At 45.1% G+C, this 26,687-nt stretch carries 28 protein-coding genes; 6 read left to right on the top strand and 22 right to left on the bottom strand.

Annotated features, from left to right (window positions below):
• Positions 1-133: 133 nt before the first annotated feature.
• From APB76_RS08720 to APB76_RS08825, 22 genes are all read right to left on the bottom strand, one after another.
• Positions 134-556, bottom strand: a complete 423-nt coding sequence (locus APB76_RS08720; protein ID WP_049844516.1) for a F0F1 ATP synthase subunit epsilon — start codon at positions 554-556, stop codon at positions 134-136.
• 18 nt (positions 557-574) lie between these two features.
• Complete coding sequence (gene atpD, locus APB76_RS08725; protein WP_049844517.1) at positions 575-1,978, bottom strand: F0F1 ATP synthase subunit beta; 1,404 nt, start codon at positions 1,976-1,978, stop codon at positions 575-577.
• Between the two features lie 35 nt (positions 1,979-2,013).
• Positions 2,014-2,880, bottom strand: a complete 867-nt coding sequence (atpG, locus tag APB76_RS08730; protein WP_049844518.1) for a F0F1 ATP synthase subunit gamma — start codon at positions 2,878-2,880, stop codon at positions 2,014-2,016.
• Between the two features lie 42 nt (positions 2,881-2,922).
• On the bottom strand, positions 2,923-4,464 hold the full coding sequence (gene atpA, locus APB76_RS08735) for a F0F1 ATP synthase subunit alpha (RefSeq protein WP_049844519.1): 1,542 nt from the start codon (positions 4,462-4,464) through the stop codon (positions 2,923-2,925).
• A 13-nt stretch (positions 4,465-4,477) separates the two neighbouring features.
• Positions 4,478-5,011, bottom strand: a complete 534-nt coding sequence (gene atpH / locus APB76_RS08740) for a F0F1 ATP synthase subunit delta (protein ID WP_054963296.1) — start codon at positions 5,009-5,011, stop codon at positions 4,478-4,480.
• A 14-nt stretch (positions 5,012-5,025) separates the two neighbouring features.
• A complete protein-coding gene (atpF, locus tag APB76_RS08745) occupies positions 5,026-5,496 on the bottom strand; it encodes a F0F1 ATP synthase subunit B (RefSeq protein ID WP_049844521.1) in 471 nt (156 codons plus the stop codon).
• Positions 5,497-5,568: 72 nt separating this feature from the next.
• Entirely contained in the window at positions 5,569-5,823 is a 255-nt protein-coding gene (atpE, locus tag APB76_RS08750; protein WP_002540812.1) for a F0F1 ATP synthase subunit C, read from the bottom strand.
• A gap of 60 nt (positions 5,824-5,883) precedes the next feature.
• A complete protein-coding gene (gene atpB, locus APB76_RS08755) occupies positions 5,884-6,696 on the bottom strand; it encodes a F0F1 ATP synthase subunit A (RefSeq protein ID WP_054963297.1) in 813 nt (270 codons plus the stop codon).
• A gap of 8 nt (positions 6,697-6,704) precedes the next feature.
• Positions 6,705-7,094 (bottom strand): F0F1 ATP synthase subunit I, encoded by a 390-nt coding sequence (locus tag APB76_RS08760; protein WP_054963298.1) that lies wholly within the window; start codon positions 7,092-7,094, stop codon positions 6,705-6,707.
• 187 nt (positions 7,095-7,281) lie between these two features.
• On the bottom strand, positions 7,282-8,163 hold the full coding sequence (locus tag APB76_RS08765) for a ParB/RepB/Spo0J family partition protein (protein ID WP_054963299.1): 882 nt from the start codon (positions 8,161-8,163) through the stop codon (positions 7,282-7,284).
• 24 nt (positions 8,164-8,187) lie between these two features.
• A complete protein-coding gene (locus APB76_RS08770) occupies positions 8,188-8,961 on the bottom strand; it encodes a ParA family protein (RefSeq protein WP_049844525.1) in 774 nt (257 codons plus the stop codon).
• A gap of 14 nt (positions 8,962-8,975) precedes the next feature.
• Positions 8,976-9,608 (bottom strand): 16S rRNA (guanine(527)-N(7))-methyltransferase RsmG, encoded by a 633-nt coding sequence (gene rsmG, locus APB76_RS08775; RefSeq protein WP_054963300.1) that lies wholly within the window; start codon positions 9,606-9,608, stop codon positions 8,976-8,978.
• On the bottom strand, positions 9,608-11,503 hold the full coding sequence (gene mnmG, locus APB76_RS08780; protein WP_054963301.1) for a tRNA uridine-5-carboxymethylaminomethyl(34) synthesis enzyme MnmG: 1,896 nt from the start codon (positions 11,501-11,503) through the stop codon (positions 9,608-9,610). Before mnmG ends, rsmG begins: the two co-directional genes overlap by 1 nt.
• Positions 11,504-11,979: 476 nt before the next feature.
• Entirely contained in the window at positions 11,980-12,414 is a 435-nt protein-coding gene (mioC, locus tag APB76_RS08790) for an FMN-binding protein MioC (RefSeq protein WP_049844529.1), read from the bottom strand.
• Between the two features lie 53 nt (positions 12,415-12,467).
• Positions 12,468-13,829 (bottom strand): tRNA uridine-5-carboxymethylaminomethyl(34) synthesis GTPase MnmE, encoded by a 1,362-nt coding sequence (mnmE, locus tag APB76_RS08795; RefSeq protein WP_054963303.1) that lies wholly within the window; start codon positions 13,827-13,829, stop codon positions 12,468-12,470.
• A gap of 119 nt (positions 13,830-13,948) precedes the next feature.
• Complete coding sequence (gene yidC / locus APB76_RS08800; RefSeq protein ID WP_054963304.1) at positions 13,949-15,568, bottom strand: membrane protein insertase YidC; 1,620 nt, start codon at positions 15,566-15,568, stop codon at positions 13,949-13,951.
• Between the two features lie 2 nt (positions 15,569-15,570).
• Positions 15,571-15,828, bottom strand: a complete 258-nt coding sequence (yidD, locus tag APB76_RS22550) for a membrane protein insertion efficiency factor YidD (protein WP_074181700.1) — start codon at positions 15,826-15,828, stop codon at positions 15,571-15,573.
• Positions 15,795-16,118 (bottom strand): ribonuclease P protein component, encoded by a 324-nt coding sequence (gene rnpA / locus APB76_RS08805; protein WP_230300094.1) that lies wholly within the window; start codon positions 16,116-16,118, stop codon positions 15,795-15,797. The genes yidD and rnpA overlap by 34 nt, the downstream gene beginning before the upstream one ends.
• Before the next feature lie 46 nt (positions 16,119-16,164).
• On the bottom strand, positions 16,165-16,299 hold the full coding sequence (gene rpmH / locus APB76_RS08810) for a 50S ribosomal protein L34 (protein WP_004411068.1): 135 nt from the start codon (positions 16,297-16,299) through the stop codon (positions 16,165-16,167).
• Positions 16,300-16,528: 229 nt separating this feature from the next.
• Positions 16,529-17,266 carry an amino acid ABC transporter ATP-binding protein gene (locus APB76_RS08815; RefSeq protein ID WP_054963305.1) on the bottom strand — a complete coding sequence of 246 codons (738 nt, stop codon included), beginning with the start codon at positions 17,264-17,266 and terminating at the stop codon, positions 16,529-16,531.
• Positions 17,263-17,934 carry an amino acid ABC transporter permease gene (locus APB76_RS08820; protein WP_049844533.1) on the bottom strand — a complete coding sequence of 224 codons (672 nt, stop codon included), beginning with the start codon at positions 17,932-17,934 and terminating at the stop codon, positions 17,263-17,265. Before APB76_RS08820 ends, APB76_RS08815 begins: the two co-directional genes overlap by 4 nt.
• Positions 17,935-18,047: 113 nt before the next feature.
• Positions 18,048-18,794: an amino acid ABC transporter substrate-binding protein gene (locus tag APB76_RS08825; RefSeq protein WP_049844534.1), complete on the bottom strand. Its 747-nt coding sequence runs from the start codon at positions 18,792-18,794 to the stop codon at positions 18,048-18,050.
• Positions 18,795-19,197: 403 nt separating this feature from the next.
• Here APB76_RS08825 and dnaA point away from each other — a divergent pair, with 403 nt between their 5' ends.
• From dnaA to APB76_RS08855, 6 genes are all read left to right on the top strand, one after another.
• Positions 19,198-20,604 carry a chromosomal replication initiator protein DnaA gene (dnaA, locus tag APB76_RS08830; RefSeq protein WP_049844535.1) on the top strand — a complete coding sequence of 469 codons (1,407 nt, stop codon included), beginning with the start codon at positions 19,198-19,200 and terminating at the stop codon, positions 20,602-20,604.
• A 71-nt stretch (positions 20,605-20,675) separates the two neighbouring features.
• On the top strand, positions 20,676-21,776 hold the full coding sequence (gene dnaN, locus APB76_RS08835; RefSeq protein ID WP_049844536.1) for a DNA polymerase III subunit beta: 1,101 nt from the start codon (positions 20,676-20,678) through the stop codon (positions 21,774-21,776).
• Between the two features lies 1 nt (position 21,777).
• Positions 21,778-22,860: a DNA replication/repair protein RecF gene (gene recF / locus APB76_RS08840; RefSeq protein ID WP_054963306.1), complete on the top strand. Its 1,083-nt coding sequence runs from the start codon at positions 21,778-21,780 to the stop codon at positions 22,858-22,860.
• Positions 22,861-22,873: 13 nt separating this feature from the next.
• Positions 22,874-25,291, top strand: a complete 2,418-nt coding sequence (gene gyrB, locus APB76_RS08845) for a DNA topoisomerase (ATP-hydrolyzing) subunit B (protein WP_049844538.1) — start codon at positions 22,874-22,876, stop codon at positions 25,289-25,291.
• A 439-nt stretch (positions 25,292-25,730) separates the two neighbouring features.
• Positions 25,731-26,165, top strand: a complete 435-nt coding sequence (locus APB76_RS08850) for an Hsp20 family protein (RefSeq protein ID WP_054963307.1) — start codon at positions 25,731-25,733, stop codon at positions 26,163-26,165.
• A gap of 121 nt (positions 26,166-26,286) precedes the next feature.
• Entirely contained in the window at positions 26,287-26,676 is a 390-nt protein-coding gene (locus APB76_RS08855) for a hypothetical protein (protein WP_054963308.1), read from the top strand.
• Positions 26,677-26,687 lie beyond the last annotated feature (11 nt).

Below are 26,687 nucleotides of genomic sequence, written 5' to 3' on the forward strand. Positions count from 1 at the left end.
TTGTATTAAAACTGAGAGGTATTCTAGACACTAACTGATGATTAGTTAATTGATTAGGAAAAATTTCCGTTAAAAATTAAGCAAAAAGGCGGTCTTACGACCGCCTTTATCACTTTTAAAACAGTGTCGCGAATTAGCGACGCTGTTTTGTCAGCTCGATAACTCGTAGCTGAGCAATGGCTTTAGCCAGTTCACTGGCCGCTTGAGCGAAGTCCATATCACCGTGCTGATTCTGAATATTCTCCTCAGCGCGACGTTTCGCTTCTTCTGCCTTAGCTGCGTCAAGCTCTTCACCACGGATAGCGGTATCAGCCAGTACAGTCGCTGTACCCGGCTGAACTTCTACCATACCACCAGAAACATAAAGAATTTCTTCGTGGCCGTGCTGCTTAACAATACGCACCATACCAGGCTTGATAGCGGTCAGCAGCGGAGTGTGACCATGGAAAATACCAAGTTCACCTTCGCTACCGGTCACCTGAAACGTTTCTACTAGGCCTGAGAAAATCTTCTTCTCTGCACTAACAACGTCTAGGTGAAAGGTTATTGCTGCCATATCGCCTCCTAGTTAGCCTTATAGCTTCTTCGCATTCTCGATAGCATCGTCAATCGTACCGCAGTACATAAACGCTTGCTCTGGAATGTCATCGTAATCACCAGCTAGTAGACCTTTGAAGCCACGTAGAGTCTCTTTAAGAGGTACGTAAACACCAGGGTCGCCAGTAAATACTTCCGCTACGTGGTAAGGCTGAGTTAGGAAACGCTCAATCTTACGTGCACGAGATACAACTTGCTTATCTTCTTCAGACAGCTCGTCCATACCTAGAATCGCAATGATATCTTTCAGCTCTTTATAACGCTGAAGAGTCTGCTGAACGCCACGAGCGATATCGTAGTGCTCTTGACCAACAACCAATGGATCAAGCATACGAGATGTTGAATCTAGTGGGTCGATCGCAGGGTATAGGCCCATTGCTGCGATGTTACGGTTAAGTACTACCGTTGCATCCAAGTGCGCGAACGTTGTTGCTGGAGACGGGTCAGTCAAGTCATCGGCTGGTACATATACCGCCTGTACAGACGTGATAGAACCAGATTTCGTTGACGTGATACGCTCCTGCAGTACACCCATCTCTTCTGCAAGAGTTGGCTGGTAACCTACTGCTGAAGGCATACGACCTAGCAGAGCTGATACTTCAGTACCAGCAAGCGTGTAACGGTAGATGTTATCAACGAACAGTAGAACGTCACGACCTTCGTCACGGAAACGTTCAGCCATTGTTAGACCAGTCAGTGCAACACGTAGACGGTTACCTGGTGGCTCGTTCATCTGACCGTAAACCATCGCTACTTTTGACTCTTCAGGATTCTCAACGTTTACAACGCCCGCTTCCTGCATTTCAAAGTAGAAATCGTTACCTTCACGAGTACGCTCACCTACACCTGCAAATACAGATAGGCCAGAGTGCTGTAGTGCGATGTTGTTGATAAGTTCCATCATGTTAACGGTCTTACCTACACCTGCACCACCGAATAGACCGATTTTACCACCCTTAGCGAATGGACAAACCAGGTCGATTACTTTAACGCCCGTTTCTAGTAGAGCGATCTCGTTTGATTGCTCTTCGTAGCTTGGTGCTTCACGGTGGATAGAGTAAGTCTCTTCCGCACCGATTTCACCACACTCGTCAATTGCGTCACCTAGAACGTTCATGATACGACCTAGGGTCTTAGTACCTACTGGTACTGAAATTGGAGCGCCAGTGTTTACAACTTCAACTCCACGACGTAAACCATCAGAGCTACCCATTACGATACAACGAACTACGCCACCGCCTAGCTGTTGTTGAACTTCAAGAACTAAGCGTTCTTTTGATTCAGTCACGTCTAGAGCGTCATATACACTAGGTACTTCGCTCTGTGGGAACTCTACGTCGACTACCGCACCGATGATCTGTACGATCTTACCTGTAGCCATCGTTAATCCTCTAAACTATTTCGTTTAACCTAAGCTTAAACCGCAGCAGCACCACCAACGATTTCCGATAGTTCTTGTGTAATCGCAGCCTGACGGGCTTTGTTGTACACAAGTTCTAAATCTTCAATCAAGTTGGTCGCGTTGTCCGTTGCAGCCTTCATCGCAATCATTCGAGCCGCTTGCTCACAAGCAAGATTCTCAACCACACCTTGGTAAACCTGAGACTCTACATAGCGCACTAAAAGTGTATCTAGTAGAGGTTTTGGTTCAGGCTCATAGATGTAGTCCCATGAGTGCTCACGCTGCATCTCTTCGCTGTCTGATTTAGGCAAAGGTAGCAATTGATCGATCGTTGGTTGTTGAACCATAGTGTTCACAAACTTGTTGTACACTACGTATAAACGGTCCAATTCACCTTCATCGTATTTCTTTAGCATTACGCTTACAGAACCGATTAGGTCTTCTAAGCTTGGGCTATCGCCAAGACCAGAAACCTGAGCAGCAACTTTCGCGCCACTGTTATTGAAAAATGCTGTTGCTTTAGAACCAATTACCGCTAGTTCAACTTCAGCACCTTTCTCTTTCCATGCCTGCATATCAGCAACTGCTTTTTTGAACACGTTAATGTTCAAGCCGCCACACAGGCCACGGTCTGTAGAAACGATGATGTAACCAACTCGCTTCGCTTCACGCTCTTCTAAGTACGGATGACGGTACTCTAGATTTGCGTTTGCTACGTGACCGATCACTTTACGCATTGTTTCAGCGTATGGACGAGAAGCTTCTCTTGCATCTTGACTACGACGCATTTTCGAAGCTGCTACCATTTCCATCGCTTTCGTAATTTTCTGCGTGCTTTTAACACTACCGATTTTATTACGTATCTCTTTTGCGCCGGCCATCGTTACTCTCCATTAGTTGGTGACATTACTGCCACCGACCTATTACCAAGTTTGGGTTGCCACGAAGTCATCAGTCAGCTTCTTAAGCTGTGCTTCAACTTCATCGTTGTACGCACCCGTCTTGTCGATCTCAGCTGCAAATTCAGCGTATTGACCGCGAGCATACGATAGTAGTGCCGCTTCAAAATCTAGAATCTTGTTGATTTCAACATCATCTAGGTAGCCGCGTTCAACAGCGAAGATAACTAGTGCTTGATCAAATACAGACATAGGAGCGTACTGCTTCTGCTTCATTAGTTCTGTAACTTTTTGACCATGGCTTAGCTGACGCTTAGTTGCTTCATCAAGGTCTGATGAGAACTGTGCGAATGCTGCTAGTTCACGATAAGCCGCTAGTGCAGTACGGATACCACCTGATAGCTTCTTGATGATTTTCGTCTGTGCTGAACCACCTACACGAGAAACTGAAATACCTGGATCAACGGCTGGGCGTACACCCGCGTTAAAGGCTTCAGACTGTAGGAAGATCTGACCATCGGTAATCGAGATTACGTTCGTAGGTACGAATGCAGAAACGTCACCAGCTTGAGTTTCGATGATAGGAAGAGCAGTCAAAGAACCCGTCTTACCTTTCACTTCACCATTAGTGAAACGTTCTACGTACTCTTCGCTTACACGAGCAGCACGCTCTAGTAGACGAGAGTGTAAGTAGAATACGTCACCTGGGAATGCTTCACGGCCTGGTGGACGTTTTAGTAGTAGAGAGATCTGACGGTAAGCTACCGCTTGCTTAGATAGGTCATCATAAACAATCAGAGCGTCTTCACCACGGTCACGGAAGTACTCACCCATTGCACAACCAGCGTAAGGAGCTAGGTATTGCAGTGCAGCAGATTCAGATGCAGATGCTACAACCACGATAGTGTTTTGTAGTGCACCGTGCTCTTCCAGTTTACGCACAACGTTCGCGATAGTAGAAGCTTTCTGACCAATCGCTACGTAGATAGAGAAGATACCAGAATCTTTCTGGTTGATGATTGCATCGATCGCCATCGCGGTTTTACCGATCTGACGGTCACCGATTATAAGCTCACGCTGACCACGACCGATTGGGATCATTGAGTCAACTGACTTATAACCAGTTTGTACTGGCTGATCAACCGATTTACGGTCGATTACACCAGGTGCAATCACTTCTACTGGTGACGTAAGTTTAGCGTCAATTGGGCCTTTACCATCAATTGGCTCACCTAGCGTGTTTACTACGCGGCCTAATAGTTCAGGACCAACTGGCACTTCAAGAATACGACCAGTACCTGTAACTTTCATGCCTTCCTTAAGGTCAGCATATGGGCCCATTACAACCGCACCAACCGAGTCACGCTCAAGGTTAAGTGCTAGTGCATAACGGCCACCCGGTAATTCAATCATTTCACCTTGCATCACGTCCGCTAGGCCGTGAATGCGAATGATACCATCGCTTACCGATACGATAGTACCTTCATTGCGAGCTTCACTAACAACTTCGAAAGATTCGATACGTTGTTTGATTAGATCGCTTATTTCCGTGGAATTAAGTTGCATGCTCCAATCCCCATTAAGACTGCAATGCATCGCTCAGGCGGTTCAAACGACCACGCGCTGAGTTATCGATGACTAAGTCTCCGGCTCGAATTATAACCCCACCAAGTAGGGTCTCATCTACACTGCAATTCAGCTTTACTTTACGCTCTAGGCGCTGCTCAAGTTTGCTGCTGATATTTGCGAGTTGTTCTTCAGAAAGTTCTGCTGCTGAAGTAACTTCAACATCGATCTCTTTCTCATGCTCTTGTTTAAGAGCAAAGTACTGTTCACAAACATCAGGAAGGGCCGCTAAACGGCCATTCTCAGCCATCACCTTTAATAGGTTTTGGCCGTGCGCATCAACTTGGTCACTACAAACTGCAACAAATATTTCTGCTAGCTTTTCAGCAGAGACAGAGCCTGTTAGAAGCTCTTGAATTTGTTCGTTGTTAGCAACTTCCGCAGCAAAAGACAGCATTTGACCCCATTGGTCTAGTTGGCCTTTATCTACAGCAAAGTCGAAGGCTGCTTTAGCATAGGGGCGTGCGATTGTAGTCAAATCAGACATATGCGCCCCCAGACTTAAAGTTTTGCAGTAATGTTGTCGAGAATATCTTTTTGCGCATCTTTATCGATAGAACGCTCAAGGATTTTCTCAGCACCAGCTACAGCCAGAGTTGCAACTTGTTTGCGCAGTTCATCACGCGCACGGATGCGTTCTGCTTCAAGTTCAGCTTCAGCTTGAGTAAGGATTTTCTGGCGTTCTGCCTGAGCTTCCTCACGTGCTTCATCTAGAATTTGAGCTTTACGCTTATTCGCTTGCTCGATGACCTCAGTTGCTGTGCGCTTCGCTTCTTTCAACTGATCAGAAGCGTTTGCTTGTGCTAGATCCAAGTCTTTAGCAGCACGTTCTGCCGCTTGCAGACCGTCAGCAATTTTCTTCTGACGTTCTTCGATCGCCTGCATGATTGGTGGCCATACATACTTCATGCAGAACCATACAAACATTGCAAACGAGATTGCTTGACCTAGCAGAGTTGCGTTCATATTCACAACAGCTACCCCTTCTATTCGGACTTAGTGTTAATCAATGACAAACCGAAGTTTGCCTAGAGTTAAAAGTGATTAACCTAGTTGACCAACGAATGGGTTTGCGAAAGTGAATAGAAGTGCGATTACGATACCGATCATTGGAACCGCATCAAGTAGACCCGCGATGATGAACATCTTAACTTGTAGCATAGGAGCCATTTCTGGTTGACGTGCAGCACCTTCAAGGAATTTACCACCTAGAAGTGCGAAACCAATCGCTGTACCAAGAGAAGCAAGACCGACGATAATACCTACGGCGATTGCAGAAAAGCTCAGTAAAGTTTCCATTACTATCTCCAATTTATAGTTGTTGGCTAGTTGCCCAAATAAAAAGCTTTAAAAATAAAATTAATGATCACTGTCTTCGTGTGCCATTGACAGGTAAACAATTGTCAACATCATAAACACGAAGGCTTGAATCGTAATAACCAAGATATGGAAGATTGCCCACGGTAGTGAACCCATCCATTGCAAGTACCATGGTAGCATTGCCGCACAAAGAATGAATACAACCTCACCTGCGAACATGTTACCGAATAAACGCATACCAAGTGATAGAGGCTTCGCAAGTAGCGATACCACTTCAATCAATAGGTTAAACGGAATCATCACAGGGTGATTAAATGGATGTAAAGCAAGTTCTTTAGCGAATCCACCTAGACCTTTCACTTTGATGCTGTAGTAAATCATCAGAGCGAATACGCCTAGAGCCATAGCCATGGTGATATTAACATCAGCTGACGGTACAACCTTAAGGTAAGGAATACCAAGCCAATGCTCTGCTGGGTAAGGTAAGAAGTCGATAGGAACTAAGTCCATCACGTTCATCAAGAATACCCAACAAAAGATAGTCAGTGCTAAAGGCGCGATCAGTGGGTTGCGTCCATGGAACGTGTCTTTGACGTTTTCCGCGACAAATTCAACGATCATTTCAACAAAACACTGAAGCTTACCCGGTACACCCGCTGTCGTTTTCTTCGCTACTGAGTAAAATATTCCTAAGAAAATTAAACCAGTAAACCAAGAAAAAAACAGGCTATCGATATGTACGTTCCAGAAACTTGCTTCCTCCGCTACAAGACCTAACTTATACGTCGATAGGTTTGTAAGGTGGTGGGCAATGTATCCGGATGACGTTAGCGCTTCACCTGGCGCAGCCATAACTCATCCTATTTTTTGTTGTTAATGAATAGCACTGGCGCACAGATATTAATACCTAGAGCCAGCAAATAGGTTAGCTTAAGGGGAACAAGTTCCACCTGCATATACATGTAGGCAACGGTGAAAAGAACCACCGTGATGAGGATTTTGAGTGCTTCGCCAGCATAGAAAGAGGCCGTAATTCGCTTTGCAGCACGAGCTCCACTAAACATAAACGCACACAGCGCAAAAACGGCATTGGCAATCACAAAGATGCCACCACCAATCAACGCTGAAAGTCCCCAGTCAGCATTTACGGCGATTGCCATACCTGCTGCCAGAAGTGTAACCGCGCCAAACTGGATCATTAACAATTGCTTAGCAAGCTCTCGTCCTGGTCTAGCTAACGCAGCTACCATGTATTCGTACCTCTAGTAAAATCCACAGCTTTACTACCTCAGGGCTGGGAAATTGGCGAAAATTATACGGTGAGTCGAACTGATTGCAATTAAAACACCGCAAAAAGTTACAATTTTGTTTACAAACCGACAACTTCCGCACAAAAATTCGATTTTTACATATATTGACTGAGATCAATTATCTCATTTAGCTCTCTAGCTTGGCAATTAGCTGCTCCAATTTGTGAGGCTCATCAAGACTAATCGTTACTTTCGACTTGCCATTGTCAGCTCTTACAATTGCCACTTTAGCACCAAGCATTTCACTCAATTTATGTGATATTTGTTGTGCTTCAGTGTCTTCAGCCTCATTTTTTGGTTCAGCTTGAGGTTGAAGACATTTTTTAACTAACTGCTCAGTCTGACGCACTGTCATTTTCTTTTTGGCAACTCGCTGAGCGATCTCAACTTGCTGCTCTCCTTCAAGTGCCAGCAAAGCTCTAGCATGCCCCATATCAAGCTGATTACTAGAGACTAAACCTTTTACGTCAACTTCTAGCTGATTTAGACGCAATAAGTTGCTTACCGCCGCGCGAGACTTGCCGATGACATCGGCAACCTGTTGATGAGTAAGGCTAAACTCTTCTTGTAAACGATCTAACGCGACAGCTTCTTCAATTACATTAAGATCTTCACGCTGAATATTTTCAATCAGCGCCATCGCGATCGCCGCACGATCTTCGACATTTTTCACCACACACGGCACTTGTTTTAATCCGGCCTTACGAGCAGCGCGCCAACGTCGTTCACCGGCAATGATTTCAAACTTGTCACCGTCAACCTGTCTAACGACAATAGGTTGGATAATCCCTTGCGACTCAATTGAAGCCGCTAGTTCTTCAAGCGCCTCTGGTTCCATCTCTTTACGCGGCTGATAAACACCCGGCTTCAAGCTATTGATATTTAAATCGGTTAGATTACCATCCGATGACAGTTCTTGACTGTGCAGCGCACTTTGCTGTTTTTCACGCGCCAATGAACTGGTTGAAAGCAGGGCGTCAAGCCCTTTACCTAAACCACGTTTAGACATGAGACGGAATTCCTTTGGTTATCGTTATGCAGGGACTTCTTCGCGGCGAAGCATCTCACCGGCAAGAGCGAGATAAGCCTTAGCACCAGCAGAGTATTTATCGTAATACATTGCCGGTTTACCATGACTAGGTGCTTCAGCGAGACGAACGTTGCGCGGAATAACTGTGCGGTACACCTTGTTACCAAAGTGCTTTTTAAGTTGATCGGATACTTCATTCGATAATCTGTTACGTGGGTCGTACATGGTGCGCAGCAACCCTTCAATTTTCAGATTTTCATTAACAACAGCGGCTAGCTTGCTGATCGTATCCATCAATGCGGTTAAACCTTCAAGTGCAAAATACTCACACTGCATTGGAACCAAAACCGAATCGGCTGCGGCCATAGCGTTGATTGTAAGAAGGTTTAGAGAAGGAGGACAATCGATAAAGATGAAATCATAGTTATCGCGAACTAATTGTAACGAATTCTTAAGGCGAATTTCGCGTGCGAACACTTCCATCAATTTGATTTCTGCCGCCGTCACATCACCATTAGCAGCAACCAAATCGTAATTGCCCGACGTTTTACGGCACACCACTTCATCAAATGGTACATCCTCAACGAGCAATTCATAGGCCGTCGCATCCACTTGGTATTTATCAACACCACTGGCCATCGTCGCGTTGCCTTGTGGGTCGAGATCTATCACCAGAACCTTACGCTTAGTCGCAGCCATTGATGCAGCTAAGTTAATGCATGTTGTTGTTTTTCCAACCCCGCCTTTCTGGTTGGCGATCGCTACGATTTTTCCCACGTTGAACCTCGCTTTTATTCCTTGCGCGATAAGATTACTAGATGACGCTCACCTTCCAGTTGAGGAACATTCAAAGCTTTGACATCTGTCACAGAACACCACTCAGGTAACTGCTCAATCTCATCCTGTGGCAATTGACCTTTCAAAGCTAAGAAATGACCATCTTGAGATTTGGGCAGATGGTGGCACCACTCAACCATATCAGTCATTGAAGCAAATGCTCGGCTCAATACACCATCAAATTTGTCTTCTGGCTGGTATTGTTCGACTCGACTTTGAACTGGAGTCACATTTTCGATTTTGAGTTCGTGTAGAACCTGTTTGATAAAGCGAATACGTTTGCCCAAACTATCGAGCAAAACAAACGTTTTATCCGGATGCATGATCGATAGTGGTATACCAGGTAACCCTGGGCCTGTACCGACATCAATAAAACGCTCACCTTGTAAGTGAGTGCTAACAATAATGCTATCCATAATATGTTTAACTAGCATTTCTTGAGGATTACGCACCGAGGTTAAGTTGTAAGCTTTATTCCACTTATCCAGCATTTCAACATAACCAACCAGTTGCTCACGTTGGCGAGGAGAAACCTCTAACTCGGTTTGGCTAATCAAATCATCCAGTTGAGTACGGAGTTGAGACATTATGCTTCCTCACCTTTTTTCAATAGACCGTGTTTTTTCAAATGCACAAGTAAAATGGAAATGGCTGCTGGTGTAATACCTGAAATACGTGAAGCGATACCAATAGACTCAGGTTTTGCCTCAGTCAATTTTGCTACCACTTCGTTTGACAAACCGCTTACCTTGGCATAGTCGAGATCAACTGGCAGCTTGGTGTGCTCATGACGTAACGATTTTTCGATCTCGTCTTGCTGACGCTTGATATAGCCTTCGTATTTAACTTGGATCTCGACTTGCTCAGTAGCTTGTTGATCTTCCAATGCCGGCGCAAAGGCAGTTAATTGAGTCAATTGATCGTAAGACATTTCTGGGCGTCGCAGTAGATCTTCACCACTTGCTTCACGCACCATAGGCGTTTTTAACAACGCATTTAACGCTTCAATACCTTCCGATTTTGGATTCATCCAAATATCTTTTAGGCGTTGACGTTCAGTCTCAATATTGTTGATTTTTTCATTAAAGCGCGTCCAACGGACATCATCAACTAAACCAAGTTGGCGAGCTTGCTCTGTTAAGCGCAAGTCAGCATTGTCTTCACGCAGCAACAGACGATACTCCGCACGTGAAGTAAACATACGGTAAGGCTCTTTCGTCCCCATGGTTGACAGATCATCAATCAACACGCCCATGTAAGCCTGATCACGACGTGGGCTCCAGCCCTCTTTGTCCTGACTAAACAAACTTGCGTTGAGACCGGCCATTAACCCTTGCGCAGCAGCCTCTTCATAACCCGTAGTGCCGTTAATTTGGCCAGCAAAGAACAAGCCATTGATAAACTTAGTCTCATAGGTCTGTTTTAAGTCGCGCGGATCGAAAAAGTCATACTCAATCGCATAACCAGGTCGCACAATATGGGCATTTTCGAACCCTTTCATTGAACGAACGATCTGAACTTGAACGTCAAACGGCAAGCTGGTGGAGATACCATTCGGATACAACTCATGTGTATCAAGTCCCTCAGGCTCAATAAAGATCTGGTGACTGTTCTTATCGGCAAAACGCATCACTTTATCTTCAATCGAAGGGCAGTAACGTGGACCAATGCCTTCAATCACACCCGCATACATAGGACTACGATCAAGGTTGTTGCGAATGACATCATGCGTCTTTTCGTTGGTATGGGTAATAAAACACGGAATTTGTCGAGGATGCTGTTTACGAGCGCCAATGAATGAAAATACAGGCGCTGGATTATCACCATGTTGAGCTTCTAGCTCTGAAAAATCGACACTACGAGCATCAATACGTGGCGGTGTACCCGTTTTTAAACGATCGACCCGAAATGGTAATTCTCGCAAACGATCCGCAAGTGCGATCGATGGAGGATCGCCTGCACGGCCGCCTGAAGAGCTTTCCATACCAATATGGATCTTACCACCCAAGAAGGTACCGACTGTAAGTACCACGGCTTGAGCGTAGAAACGTAGCCCCATTTGGGTAACCACACCTAAGACTTGATCCTGTTCGACAATAAGATCATCAACGGATTGTTGGAACAAAGTTAAGTTCGGTGTGTTTTCCAAAACACGACGCACGTAAGCTTTGTATAGTGCTCGGTCAGCTTGAGCACGAGTGGCACGTACTGCTGGGCCTTTTGAAGCGTTCAAAGTTCTAAATTGAATACCAGAATGATCGATTGCTTGGGCCATTAGTCCCCCCATCGCATCGACTTCTTTGACTAGGTGACCTTTACCAATACCGCCGATAGCAGGGTTACACGACATTTGACCTAAGGTGTCAATGTTGTGAGTAAGCAACAAGGTTTTTTGCCCTGTACGAGCAGATGCGAGTGCGGCTTCCGTTCCTGCGTGACCGCCACCTACGACGATGACATCAAATTTTTCGTGATAAAGCATGAACCGACCTCAGGTATTCAATAGAGAGCTGGATAAAGAAAAAGAGCGTTATTCTACCTTCTTTCACGAAGAGAGAAAATGCTTTTGACTCTTTTCATTCAAAGAGCCAAATCCTTATATATATAAGATCTATATATATGATCTTTTATTAGATCTATTATTAGGATCGCCTGTTTCTGTGGATAAGTAGAAAATGATCAACAAGATCATGGATCTTTTCGGGATCATATCATGTGATCTTACCTTGATCAGAATGAGGATTAGCTGGGATCAAAAATGGTACTTATGCACAGGGGGTGAAAAGGATCTAAGTTGTTCTTTGGATAACTATAGGTTAATCACCGGAAAGATCTACTTTTATCCACAAGCGGAATGGTCAAAAAAACAGCAAACAGTTCAGGGGGGCAAGGGAAATGTTATACACAATTAGAGTAAAACAGAGCTAAGTGGTCAACAGAGTGACCACTTGAGGAGAGTTAAAATAGCTCAATATGGTCATTTAGCCATGTTTCAGCTGCATCTTCTGGTACATCGTGGCTGAGGATATCAATTGTAAAACACTCGGTAAGTGCGGTTGCCCCGATATCTGCAAGTAAATTGTGAGCATGTTGGCCGGCTGCGCAAAATGTATCGTAGCTTGAATCACCAATGGCGATGGTGGCGTATTTCACTTGGTTCATCTTAGGGGGAGTATCTTGTAGCGCTCGGATAAAAGGCTGAATGTTATCTGGATAATCGCCAGCACCGTGCGTTGAAGTAATGACAAGCCAAGTGCCACTGTTGTCAACTTCATCTAGGTTGGGATGATTGTGAATAGTAGTCTCAAAGCCTTTTTCAATCAGTAGATCACTTAAGTGGTCTCCCACATACTCTGCACCACCAAGTGTGCTACCTGTAATAATGTGGATCATAGGTATTCCTTTATATACGCGTAAAAAACGCGGCTAAGTTGCCGCGCTAAAGATTATTTTCCGATACAGAAAGAAGAGAAGATGCGTCCGAGAAGGTCATCAGAGCTAAACTCGCCAGTAATTTCACTCAAGTGCTGCTGAGTGATACGTAGCTCTTCTGCTAGGATTTCACCAGCCATATAACCTTCTAGTTGCTGTTGGCCAACGTTTAAATGTTCTGCTGCGCGTTCGAGCGCTTCTAAGTGGCGGCGGCGGGCCATAAAGCCACCTTCGTTGCCTCCAGTAAAGCCCATACACTCCTTCAAATGAGTGCGCAGAGCTTCAACACCATCGCCCGTTTTAGCGGATAGGCGAATTAAAGTTGGATCGTTGACGTGACAAATGCCAAGATCTTCATCGGTTTGATCGGCCTTATTACGGATCACTGTCATACCGATATTGTCAGGTAGACGATCGACAAAGTCAGGCCAGATTTCTATTGGATCGGTGGCATCGGTTGTGGTGCCATCGACCATAAACAGGACGCGATCTGCCTGAGCGATTTCATCCCAAGCGCGTTCTATACCGATTTTCTCGACTTCATCGGCAGCATCACGCAGACCTGCGGTATCAATAATATGCAGCGGCATACCATCAATATGGATGTGCTCGCGCAGTACGTCTCGCGTAGTTCCGGCAATATCCGTCACAATTGCCGATTCTTTACCTGAAAGGGCGTTGAGTAGGCTTGATTTGCCCGCATTTGGACGACCTGCGATGACCACTTTCATCCCTTCACGCATAATAGCGCCTTGTGTCGCTTCTTTACGTACCGCAGCCAAGTTATCTATGATGGTTTGTAGATCGGTCGCCACTTTACCATCGGCTAGAAAATCAATTTCTTCTTCTGGGAAATCAATCGCGGCTTCAACATAGATACGTAAGTGGATGAGTGATTCTACTAGAGTATTGATTCGACCTGAAAATGCCCCTTGCAGCGATTGGAGAGCCGATTTAGCGGCTTCTTCAGAACTGGCATCAATTAAGTCTGCAATAGCCTCCGCTTGAGCGAGATCGAGTTTGTCATTGAGGAACGCTCGTTCAGAGAATTCACCAGGTCTGGCTGTACGGATCCCTGATATTTGTAGGATACGCTTAATCAGCATATCCATTACTACAGGGCCGCCATGGCCTTGCAGTTCAAGTACATCTTCACCAGTGAATGAGTGCGGGTTAGGGAAGTAAAGCGCGATACCTTGGTCGAGTTGTTTTCCGTCTTGTGAGTTAAATGGCAGATACTCAGCATAACGTGGACGCAGTTCCTTGCCTGTTACTTCAAGCGCGACTTGCGCAGCTAAAGGACCGGATACGCGAATAATGCCGACGCCACCACGACCGGGTGCTGTTGCTTGTGCAACAATGGTATCAGTTGTCATAAATGTGCCTGTGTTATCTAAATGCCGAGTTAGGCAAAAAATCTGTTAGCTGAATTGTAATCAGCTCAAATAAAAAAGGCGACCTTTTGGCCGCCTTTCATTGTTATTTCCGCTAAAGGTTACTTGCTGTGCAAACCTTTTTTCTCCAGTGCTTTGTAAATAAGCGTTTGCTGGATTAGCGTTACTACGTTCGATACTAGCCAGTATAGAACCAGACCTGAAGGGAAGAACAGGAAGAAGAAAGTAAACATAACCGGCATAAAGGTCATGATCTTCTGCTGCATAGGGTCAGTGACTGTTGTTGGGCTCATCTTCTGGATCATAAACATAGATGCACCCATCAGTAGTGGCAAGATGTAGTAAGGGTCTTGCGCTGAAAGGTCAGTAATCCAACCGAAGAATGGTGAGTGACGAAGCTCTACCGATTCCATTAGTGCCCAGTATAGTGAGATGAAAATAGGCATCTGTAGAATTAGAGGTAAACAACCACCGAGTGGGTTTACTTTCTCTTTCTTATACAGTTCCATCATTTCTTGGCTCATGCGCTGACGGTCATCGCCAATGCGCTCACGCATCGCTTGCAGTTTAGGCTGAAGCATGCGCATTTTCGCCATCGAAGTGTACTGCGCCTTGGTTAGTGGGTACATCGCACCACGGACAATGAAGGTTAGACAGATGATTGCCACACCCCAGTTGCTGACAAAGCTTTGAATGAACGAAAGTAATGAGTGTAGAGGTTTTGCTATAAACCACAACCAGCCATAGTCAACAACTAAGTCTAGATTTGGTGCTACTTCCGCCATTTGATTTTGAAGTTTTGGACCAACCCATAGTGTTGCTTTGAAGTTAGCGCTATCGCCATCAGCAATCGTTTTGTTTGGCATACGAACGCCAATATCACCCAGGTTGCCAATCACACGAGTGTATAGGTTAGTTCCTGGTTCATCGCGTGGAATCCACGCTGTAGCGAAGTAGTGTTGAATCATCGCCGCCCAGCCCTGACCATTGTTTAGGTTGAGGGACAGGTTGCGATCTTGCATGTCATCGAAGCTGTATTTTTTATAGCGGGTATCTTCAGTAGAGTATGCACCACCGCGGTAAGTCGGCATTGTAATACTGCCACCAGCGTCAAGTAGGTTTTGACGTAAGTGAGCGTACATACCAAATGTCGCGTTGTTACCCGATTTGTTTACCACATCATATTCAACGTCAAGTGCGTAGCTACCACGCTTAACAATGAATGTTTTGGTGTACTCAAGGCCGTTGGCAGTGAATGTCATTGGAATACGCAGTTCATCTTGACCATCCGCTAGAGCAAAGCTATCTGCGCTAACAGAGTAAGCAGGGCGGTTAGTGCTGCTAAGGTCGATACCTTGTGGGCCTACAAGGCCACTTTGAGCAATAAACTGGTGACCTGATTCGTTCTTAAGCAGAACGAATGGGTCAGCTGAGTCTAGTTCGTTTGAGTACTGGTTTAGGTCTGCGTGAATTACATCACCACCCACCGTATCAATCGACAGAGTCAATACATCAGTAGTTACAGTAATCGTTTTAGCAGAAGCTTGCTGCGCAGGAGCTGGGTCTAGCTCGTCGGCAAAAGATGGTGCAGGTAGAGTACTGCTTGATTGAGCCTGCTCAACCGGCTGAGGCGTTGGATTCTTTGCAACTTGCCATTGCTGGAACAATAGGAAAGAAACCAGTGCTAGCGCGATTAACAGAATATTACGTTGAGAATCCATCGTTATTTATCTCTGTCTTGTTTTTGGACTGGTGGAACGGGGTCATACCCCCCTTCATTCAAAGGATGGCATTTTAATAGACGTTTGCTTGATAACCAACACCCTTTTACAAAACCGTGAGCTTTTAACGCTTCTATGGCATAGGTAGAGCAAGTTGGAGTAAAACGACAACGTGGTCCAATAAGTGGACTAATAACACCTTGATAGAGACGGACGAGTCCGATTGCTAACCACGCGAAGGGCGAGACAGGCGCTGCCATAATTTATCAAACAGTTTGAAAATATCTTCATTGCTTAAATCTTGCGCGCTTTTCTTGGCAATAACAACAAAATCTTTGTTAGCAAGCTGATGTTGATTGTTACGAAAACTTTCACGAGCAAGGCGCTTAAAACGGTTACGACCTACAGCGGTTTTGATCTGTTTCTTGGGAACGGCTAAACCTAATCGAGGATGAGATAGGCTATTTTTACGAGCAATGATGGTGAAATGAGGTGAGCCAGCTCGATGAGCTTGCTGGAAGACATTTTGATAATGCTCGGGAGTTAACAAACGTAACTCCCGATTGAACGCGTACGTTTTCAAAATAATCTAGAGATTACTTAGAAAGACGCTTACGGCCTTTTGCACGACGTGCATTAATTGTAGCACGACCGTTCTTAGTAGCCATACGTGCACGGAAACCGTGAGTACGCTTGCGCTTTAGAACTGAAGGTTGAAAAGTGCGTTTCATGATAATTACCTTTACTGATCAGTAGTTTTAGGTCAATGTTAACCCGGCGTGGGCAATAACGTCTTCTTTATATATAAAGAGGACAAACCGACGCCTCTCAACAAAGAGGCGGAATTGTAATCACAGTCACACAAAGTGTCAATCTTTGTGCAAGCGCTAAATTCCGACCGGGCGATTATACGTAGTGTGAGCAAAATCTCAAGGATCGTTCGATCCTATCTGTTGATCTTTATTCAGCACCGACTTGTCGAAGAAACTTTTGCAAGCGAGGATCTTGTGGATTGCCAAAGATATCCTGTGGAGAACCTTGCTCAACAATGTTTCCTTCCGCCATAAAGATCACTCTATCAGCAACCTCTTTGGCAAATTGCATTTCGTGGGTAACCACGAGCATGGTTTGATGTTTTGTTGCTAAGTCTTTCATTAAATTAAGAACTTCTCCTACCCATTCAGGATCAAGCGCTGAAGTGGGTTCATCAAACAGCAGTAATTCTGGTTGCAATGCCATTGCTCGACCAATGCCGACTCGTTGTTGTTGACCACCAGAAAGTGCCGCTGGATAACTTTCTCCTTTATCGCCTAAACCGATATCGTCAAGAATTTCTTGAGCGCGGCGTAAAGCATCGGCTTTTTTCCAACCACGAACGGTTACTAGGCCCTCGGCAATATTTTGTCTGGCAGTCATGTGGGCAAATAAAGCGTAGTTTTGAAATACGAAGCCTGTTTTGCGGCGTAATGCTAATACTTCTGCTTTGGTGTGTTTTTCGCTGTCGACACTGACGTCATCTATGGTTATGACTCCTTGGTCAGCACTTTCAAGAAAATTTACTGTACGCAGCAAGGTCGATTTACCCGTGCCACTTGAGCCAATGATGACGATGATTTCGCCTTGGTTGATTTCAAGGTCAATGCCTTTGAGAACTTCGGTATCGCCAAAGCGCTTATGAATATTGTTAAGTTTGATCATCGTTCATACGCCTTATTCAATTTCGCTTCTGCCCAAATCTGTACTCGAGTCAGGATGACTACCACACCCCAGTAGATTAAGGCTACTGCAAGGAATGCTTCGAAGAAGCGAAAGCTGGATGATGCTTCCATCTGCGCTTTTGCCATGATTTCAGCTACCCCAAGAGTGAAAGCCAGTGAAGTTGATTTGATCATATCAATGAAGTAGTTCATCAATGATGGCAGCGCGACACGGGTTGCTTGTGGCAAAATCACTCGGCGCATTGCCTGAGGTGTGGTCATTCCTACAGAGAGGCTGGCTTCCATTTGGCTGCGATCAATACCAATAATCGCTGCGCGAATACTTTCTGCCATGTAAGCGGCAAAGTGAAGGGTTAAGCCGATCACCGCAGCACCAAATGCATCAAGACCGACTAAAAATGGGAAGATTTGTGGTAAACCATAATAAAGCAGGAACAGTTGAACTAGCAGTGGTGTTCCACGGAAGAAACTGATGTATAGCTGGCTAAGTTGATCGAGAACTGGGACGCGAAAAACACGGATATTCGCCAAAATAACAGATAAAATCAGCGAAAAGAATAAACCCCACGTTGCCATTTCCATGGTTGTGCCAAGATACCTGAGCAGTATCGGCATCAGATCCAGCATGTAATTAAAATCGAATCCCATAACGTGTCCCAAAATAAATCACAAATAAAAAACAAAACCCACTGCAAAGGAAGGAAAGCAGTGGGTTAAAGGCCAGCCGACTCATATAGAGCGGCTAGAAATCGAATCTCAGCTTATTTGGTGATATCAGCACCAAACCACTTCTCAGAGATTTTGGCTAGCGTACCATCAGCACGCATTGCAGCAAGTGCTTGGTTTACTTCAGCTTGCAGCTTTTTACCATTGTCGTTATCAACGAATGGCCATGCATTTTGGATGGTTTCGAAAGGCTGACCTGCTAGTTGTAGTGGTAGACCTGTTTTCTTGATCAGCTCAAGTGCCGAAAGGCGATCCATGACAAATGCGTCAGCGCGACCCAGTGCAACATCGTGCTCAACCCCGGTATCGTACGTCTTGATATTGATTTTGCCATCTTTATCGTAATTACGCAGTAACTGCTCAAAGTTGGAGCCTAGGTTTACTGCAACGGTTTTACCTTCAAGGTCTTCAATACCTTGAATGCTGTCGTTGCCTTTACGAACTGTGATTTGCGCACCGTCTACCACATATGGGTCGGCAAATAGGTATTTTGCCTTACGTGCATCAGTCATAGTGATTTGGTTGGAGATAGTGTCGATACGACCTGTCTCTAACAAGCCAAATAGACCAGAGAAGTTTGCTGTTACGTACTCAACGTTGTAATCGTTGCGTTTGCCGATCTCATCCCATAGGTCGACTTCGAAGCCTTGTAGCTTATCTTGCTGAACGAAAGTAAACGGGAAGTAGCGACCCGACATGCCGACTTTAACTTCAGTTGCCGCTTGAACAGTAGCAGCAGAAAGCGCGATTGCTGCTACTGCAGCTTTAATCCAGTTTTTCATAGTACAACTCCATATAATTATGGGGATAAATACTACTGTCACTGTACTCAATTAGATAAATAACCAAGTGCAATAACCTAGACAGTAGAGTAATAAGGTAGGGTGATTTGCTGATATTCAACCTGTTAGACGAAGCTGGTTGAAAGAAGACGAATTTAGGGTGATGAAAAATTTTCATTCACAGACTTATCACCAGAACAAAGATCTCGTCAAAAATGCCTTAATGTGGATCGATATGTGAGTAAAAATGGGGCAGCATGTGGGGATCTTACGGATAATCTCGAAAATATTGTGAATAACTTAGATCTTATTCACTGGATCGTCGATCATTTGCTGGCGATCTTGGTTATCAACAGGTAAAATTGCCAATCTTTTCCGATCAATTACTTCGAGTGGGGGCACTGTGTCATCTTCGCTTTGGTTGCAATGTTTGCAACAGCTTCAAGAAGAGCTACCAGCAACTGAATTCAGTATGTGGGTTCGTCCGTTACAAGCGGAGCTCAATGACAATACACTCACTCTTTTTGCCCCGAACCGTTTTGTCTTGGACTGGGTACGTGATAAGTACCTCAACAGTATCAATCGTCTGCTGCAAGAATACTGTGGCAATGACATTCCAAGCTTGCGTTTTGAAGTGGGTAGTCGCCGAGTTGCGGCGCCAAAACCAGCACCTAAACGTACGCCAGCGGATGTAGCCGCTGAATCTTCAGCTCCAGCGCAGCTACAAGCGAGAAAGCCGGTTCATAAAACTTGGGATGATGACGCGCAAGCTATTGCCGATATAAACCACCGCTCGAATGTTAACCCTAAGCACAAGTTTAACAACTTTGTTGAGGGTAAATCGAACCAATTAGGATTAGCGGCTGCTCGTCAGGTGTCAGATAACCCAGGCTCTGCATACAATCCACTGTTCTTATACGGTGGTACAGGTTTGGGTAAAACCCACCTTCTGCACGCGGTCGGCAATGCGATTGTGGATAACAAGCCAAATGCGAAAGTGGTCTACATGCACTCTGAGCGTTTTGTGCAAGATATGGTGAAAGCGCTGCAAAATAACGCGATTGAAGAGTTTAAACGCTACTACCGTAGTGTCGATGCACTGCTTATCGATGATATTCAATTTTTTGCCAATAAAGAGCGTTCGCAGGAAGAGTTCTTCCATACTTTCAATGCTCTATTAGAAGGCAACCAACAGATCATCCTGACTTCGGACCGCTATCCAAAAGAGATCAATGGTGTCGAAGATCGTTTGAAGTCTCGTTTTGGTTGGGGTCTAACGGTTGCGATCGAGCCACCAGAGCTGGAAACACGCGTCGCGATCTTGATGAAAAAAGCCGAAGATCACCAAATTCACCTTGCCGATGAAGTGGCGTTCTTTATAGCTAAGCGACTGCGTTCCAATGTTCGTGAGCTAGAAGGCGCACTAAACCGTGTTATCGCTAATGCAAACTTTACTGGTCGCCCGATTACGATTGATTTTGTTCGCGAAGCGCTGCGCGATCTCCTTGCTCTGCAAGAAAAGTTGGTCACGATCGATAATATTCAAAAGACGGTGGCAGAATACTACAAGATTAAAGTGGCCGATCTACTATCGAAACGTCGTTCTCGTTCGGTTGCCCGCCCTCGACAGCTTGCGATGGCACTCGCTAAAGAGCTAACTAACCACAGCTTACCTGAAATTGGTGATGCATTTGGTGGCCGTGACCATACTACGGTTTTGCATGCTTGCCGTAAGATTGAGCAGCTACGTGAAGAGAGCCACGATATTAAAGAAGATTACTCGAACTTGATTCGTACTCTGTCTTCTTAATTCGCACTATTTCTTGATTCACAGTATTCTAAGCATCGAGCAACAATAACGAATTCGGATAAGAGCACCCTATGAAATTTTCCATTGAGCGTAGCCATCTGCTTAAACCACTTCAGCAAGTGTCAGGAGCACTCGGCGGTCGTCCTACTTTGCCAATTCTTGGTAACCTTCTTCTTAAAGTCGAAGACAACGTACTCTCAATGACAGCCACCGATCTTGAGGTCGAGCTGATAAGCCGCGTCACCCTCGAAGGTGAGTTCGAAGCGGGCAGTATTACGGTACCTTCACGCAAGTTTTTAGATATTTGTCGTGGTCTACCCGATGACTCTGTGATTACCTTTGTTTTAGAAGGCGACCGTGTTCAAGTTCGTTCTGGCCGCAGCCGTTTCTCGCTATCGACGCTACCTGCGAATGATTTTCCGAACATTGAAGATTGGCAGAGCGAAGTAGAGGTCTCACTGACTCAAGATGAGTTGCGTGGTTTGGTTGAGAAAACTCAGTTCTCAATGGCGAACCAAGATGTTCGTTATTACCTCAACGGTATGCTATTTGAGATTGATGGCACAACTCTACGCAGCGTTGCGACCGACGGCCACCGTATGGCGGTATCTCAAACTGAACTGGATGCTGACTTTGCGCAAAAGCAAATAATAGTGCCACGTAAAGGTGTGTTAGAGCTAGTGAAACTGCTTGATGCACCAGAGCAACCTGTTGTGTTGCAAATTGGCAGTTCTAATGTGCGTGCTGAAGTAAACAACTATGTGTTTACTTCTAAGCTGGTGGATGGTCGATTCCCTGATTACCGCCGCGTAATGCCACAAACGACAACCAAAACACTTGAAGCGGGCTGTGATGAATTGCGCCAAGCCTTCTCGCGTGCAGCGATTTTGTCTAACGAAAAATTCCGTGGTGTGCGAGTTAATCTTGCAGATACAGACATGCGCATAACGGCCAACAACCCAGAGCAAGAAGAAGCTGAAGAGATGCTTGATGTGAACTTCGAAGGCGAGCCGATTGAGATTGGTTTCAACGTCAGCTATGTATTGGATGTGCTCAACACCCTGCGCTGCGAAAAAGTCAGAATTTCAATGTCAGATGCCAATGCCAGTGCGCTGATTGAGAACTCAGAAGACGACAGCGCAATGTATGTGGTGATGCCAATTCGACTCTAGCATGCCGCTTTCTCGTCTAGTTATTCAGCAATTTCGAAACATTAAAGCCTGTGATATTGAACTATCAGCAGGCTTTAACTTTCTTATTGGACCTAACGGCAGTGGCAAAACCAGTGTATTGGAAGCCATCTATCTGCTTGGGCATGGTCGCTCATTTAAGAGTTCTTTGACCGGAAGAGTGATTCAAAATGAGTGCAATGAGCTGTTTGTTCATGGACGTTTTTTGAACTCGGATCAATTTGAGCTACCAATTGGCATTAATAAGCAGCGTGATGGCTCAACAGAGGTTAAAATAGGCGGTCAGTCTGGGCAAAAGCTGGCACAGCTTGCACAGGTTTTACCCTTGCAGTTAATTCACCCTGAAGGGTTTGATTTGTTGACCGATGGTCCGAAACATCGTCGCTCATTTATTGATTGGGGTGTGTTTCATACCGAGTCAGCTTTTTATGAGGCTTGGGGGCGTTTTAAGCGTCTTAACAAACAACGTAATGCGCTATTGAAAACAGCAACCAGCTATCGAGAGCTGAGTTACTGGGATCAAGAGATGGCACGACTAGCTGAAAGCATCAGCCAGTGGCGAGCTGACTACGTCGAGCAAATGAAGGTCAAAGCGGAGCAGATTTGCAAAGCGTTTTTACCTGAGTTCGACATCCAACTGAAGTATTATCGTGGTTGGGATAAAGACACCCCATATCAGGAAATACTAGAGAAAAATTTCGAGCGTGATCAGGCGTTGGGTTACACCTTTAGTGGGCCTAACAAAGCGGATTTACGCATCAAAGTGAATAGTACACCTGTTGAAGATGTCCTTTCACGAGGCCAGTTAAAATTGATGGTATGTGCATTGCGAGTAGCGCAAGGACAACACCTAACAGAAATGACTGGCAAGCAATGTATCTACTTAATTGATGACTTTGCATCTGAATTAGATAGCCAACGTCGTAAGCGTCTTGCTGACTGCTTAAAAGAGACGGGGGCTCAAGTTTTTGTAAGTTCTATTACTGATAGTCAAATTGCCGATATGCGTGACGAAAACGGCAAGATGTTCCATGTGGAACATGGCACAATAGAGCAAAATATATAGTGGAAGATAACTCATGTCTGAAAATTACGATTCATCGAGTATTAAGGTACTAAAGGGTCTGGACGCAGTTCGTAAGCGTCCTGGTATGTACATCGGCGACACGGATGATGGCACCGGTCTGCACCACATGGTTTTTGAGGTGGTGGATAACTCAATTGATGAAGCGTTAGCGGGTCACTGTACAGACATCGTTGTGACAATTCATGAGGACAATTCAGTATCGGTACGCGATGATGGTCGTGGTATCCCTACCGAAATGCATCCAGAAGAGAACGTATCAGCTGCAGAAGTTATCATGACGGTACTTCACGCTGGTGGTAAGTTCGATGATAACTCATACAAGGTATCAGGTGGTCTGCACGGTGTAGGTGTATCGGTAGTTAACGCACTGTCCAAGCAAGTGACGCTAACCATCCACCGTGGTGGTCAAATTCATACTCAAACTTACCATCACGGTGAGCCTCAAGCGCCACTATCAGTCGTTGGCGAGACTGAGCAAACAGGTACAGAAATTCGTTTCTGGCCAAGTGAGTTGACTTTCTCTAACACAGAATTCCACTACGACATTCTAGCTAAGCGTCTACGTGAGCTCTCTTTCCTTAACTCTGGCGTATCTATCAAGCTACGCGATGAGCGTGAAGAAGATAAGCAAGATCACTTCATGTATGAAGGTGGTATTCAAGCGTTTGTTGATCACCTAAATACCAACAAGACGCCAATCATCGAGAAAGTATTCCATTTTAACTCTGAGCGTGAAGACGGTATCGCGGTGGAAGTTGCAATGCAGTGGAACGATGGTTACCAAGAGAACATCTTCTGTTTTACTAACAACATCCCTCAGCGTGATGGCGGTACTCACCTTGCCGGTTTCCGTGCAGCCCTAACGCGTACTTTGAACTCGTTCATGGACAAAGAAGGCTTCTCAAAGAAAGCGAAGACTGCGACTTCTGGTGATGATGCGCGTGAAGGTCTAACTGCAGTTATTTCAGTTAAGGTTCCTGATCCTAAGTTCTCAAGCCAAACCAAAGACAAACTGGTTTCTTCTGAAGTGAAGTCAGCGGTTGAGCAAGCAATGGGCGAGAAGCTGTCTGAGTTCCTAGTTGAACACCCAGCGGAAGCTAAGACGGTTTGTACTAAGATCATCGATGCAGCTCGTGCTCGTGATGCGGCGCGTAAAGCTCGTGAAATGACTCGTCGTAAAGGCGCGCTAGACCTAGCTGGTCTGCCAGGTAAATTGGCAGACTGTCAGGAAAAAGACCCAGCACTCTCTGAACTCTACATAGTGGAGGGTGACTCGGCAGGCGGCTCCGCAAAACAAGGCCGTAACCGTAAGAACCAAGCGATTCTTCCTCTGAAAGGTAAAATCCTTAACGTTGAGAAAGCGCGTTTCGACAAAATGCTTTCTTCTCAAGAAGTGGCGACACTTATCACAGCGCTTGGTTGTGGTATCGGTCGTGACGAGTACAACCCGGATAAGCTGCGCTACCACAACATCATCATCATGACCGATGCCGATGTCGATGGTTCGCACATCCGTACGCTACTATTGACCTTCTTCTACCGTCAAATGCCAGAGTTGATTGAGCGTGGTTACGTGTACATTGCTCAGCCACCACTTTACAAAGTGAAGAAAGGTAAACAAGAGCAGTACATCAAAGATGAAGAGGCAATGAACCAGTACCAAGTTGCACTGGCTCTTGATAACGCATCTCTGCACGTAAACCCAGAAGCGCCAGCGCTTGCAGGTGAAGCACTTGAGAAGCTTGTTCAGCAGTACAACGCGGGTATTAAACTAGTGGATCGTATGAGCCGTCGTTACCCACGTGCACTTGTTCATGAACTAATTTATACGCCACGTCTAACTGCAGAGCAGTGTCATGATGCAGCAGCAGTAGAAGCTTGGACTAAACAGTTAGTTGAGCAGCTAAACGCGAAAGAAGTGGGTGCAAGTCAATACAGCCACGAAGTAGAACAGCATGCTGAGCTAGGTCTAAACCTACCTAAGATTATTGTTCGTACCCATGGTGTGACTCATGAATTTGCACTAAGCGTTGATCTGTTTAACTCGAAAGAGTATGGCAAGCTAGCTGATCTATCTGAAGCGCTAGATGGCCTGATTGAAGAGGGCGCATACATCAAACGTGGTGAGCGTACTCAGCCAATCGCAAGCTTTGTTGATGCGTTAGAATGGTTGATTAAAGAGTCGCGTCGTGGTCTAAGCCTACAGCGCTACAAAGGTCTAGGTGAGATGAACCCAGATCAGCTTTGGGAAACAACCATGGACCCAGAGACTCGTCGTATGATGCAAGTAACGATTGAAGATGCGGTTGGTGCAGATCAGCTGTTCACTACATTAATGGGTGACCAAGTAGAGCCTCGTCGTAACTTTATCGAAGAAAACGCATTGAAAGTAGCCAACCTCGATGTATAGATTTCTTTAGTAATAAAGAGCTCTAAACGATTAAAAGCACTGTCCATTGGACGGTGCTTTTTTGTGTCAGTAGATATTTTACTTATTTTTCAATTGGCTGGAGCGTCATCCTCAAGAGGGAGGAACGACCGAGTTGGGGATCTTGATAATTTTTTAATCCGATCCCTTGAAACTATTTTGCTTTATCCACATATCTATTTGTGAAGAGGAAGCTGTCTTGCTCAATAGAGAAGAAACAGGCCCTCACTAACCGCTGATAAAGCATCGCTCAGGAGAGGATAGCTTTAGAAGCACACAATTGAATTTGATTCGACACTAGGTCCCAGAGTTATGAGAACCCGAGGAGTAGTGAACGAGTCCCTTAGTCGGCTAGGATCTGTACAAGATAGATCCGCGCAAACTCACGACTAAGACTATTGCTTACTATGAGGATAGCATTATGAGAACTGTAGATTTCACTCCACTTTACCGCAACGCAATTGGCTTCGATCGTCTATTTAACATGATGGAAGCAAACACTGCGAAGAACTCTTCTGGCGGTTACCCTCCATACAACATTGAGCAGCAGGACGAGAATCATTACCGTATTACAATGGCAGTGGCAGGTTTCGCTGAAGAGCAGTTAGATCTGACTCAGAAAGAGAACATGCTAATTGTTAAAGGTGAGCGTAAAAGCGAAGAAGAGAAGCAATATGTATATCAAGGTATCGCAGAACGCGATTTCGAGCGTAAATTCCAACTTGCTGACTATGTTAAAGTCGTGGGTGCAAGCATGGAAAACGGTTTACTGCATATTGACCTAGAGCGTGAGATTCCGGAAGCAATGCAACCACGTAAAATTGCAATCAATGGCAGCAAGCTAATCGAAGGTTAATGGACTATCTCAAAACTGAGAGTAAAGAGTGAAAGAGCGCATATTGGCGCTCTTTTTTATTGTATTCTAATCTGTAAGACAGTACTTTTTGCATCGTAAAAAGATAAACTCGGAAAATAGAATGAAAAAATTATTATTATCGGCGTTAGTTGTTGCTGTCTCTGGCTGTTCTAGTATCGTTGCCCCGCTTGCTACTGATTACACTGCAACAAACGGTGAAAAGATCCGCATTGCTTATGCAAACCCTGAAAAATCAGCTAACTGTGAGATGAAAGGCCAGTCTGCTTACAATCCTAATTCGCAAAGTATTATGGGAATTGTCTCTTTAGGTGATAGCGAAATGGATGCCGAGCACAAAATTAACTCAACATTTGGTGAAGAAGCGGCAGCACTGGGTGCTAACTATGTAAACCGTGGCTTTGGCGGTTCTTCTACATACGGTGGTGTATATCAGCGCTCTTCTACTGTAGAAGCGACTTATTTCTTATGCGAGCAAATTCCTGCTCTATAAATACAAACAGC

This window comes from Vibrio bivalvicida, assembly GCF_001399455.2.
In the GTDB taxonomy this organism is placed as follows: Bacteria; Pseudomonadota; Gammaproteobacteria; order Enterobacterales; family Vibrionaceae; genus Vibrio; species Vibrio bivalvicida.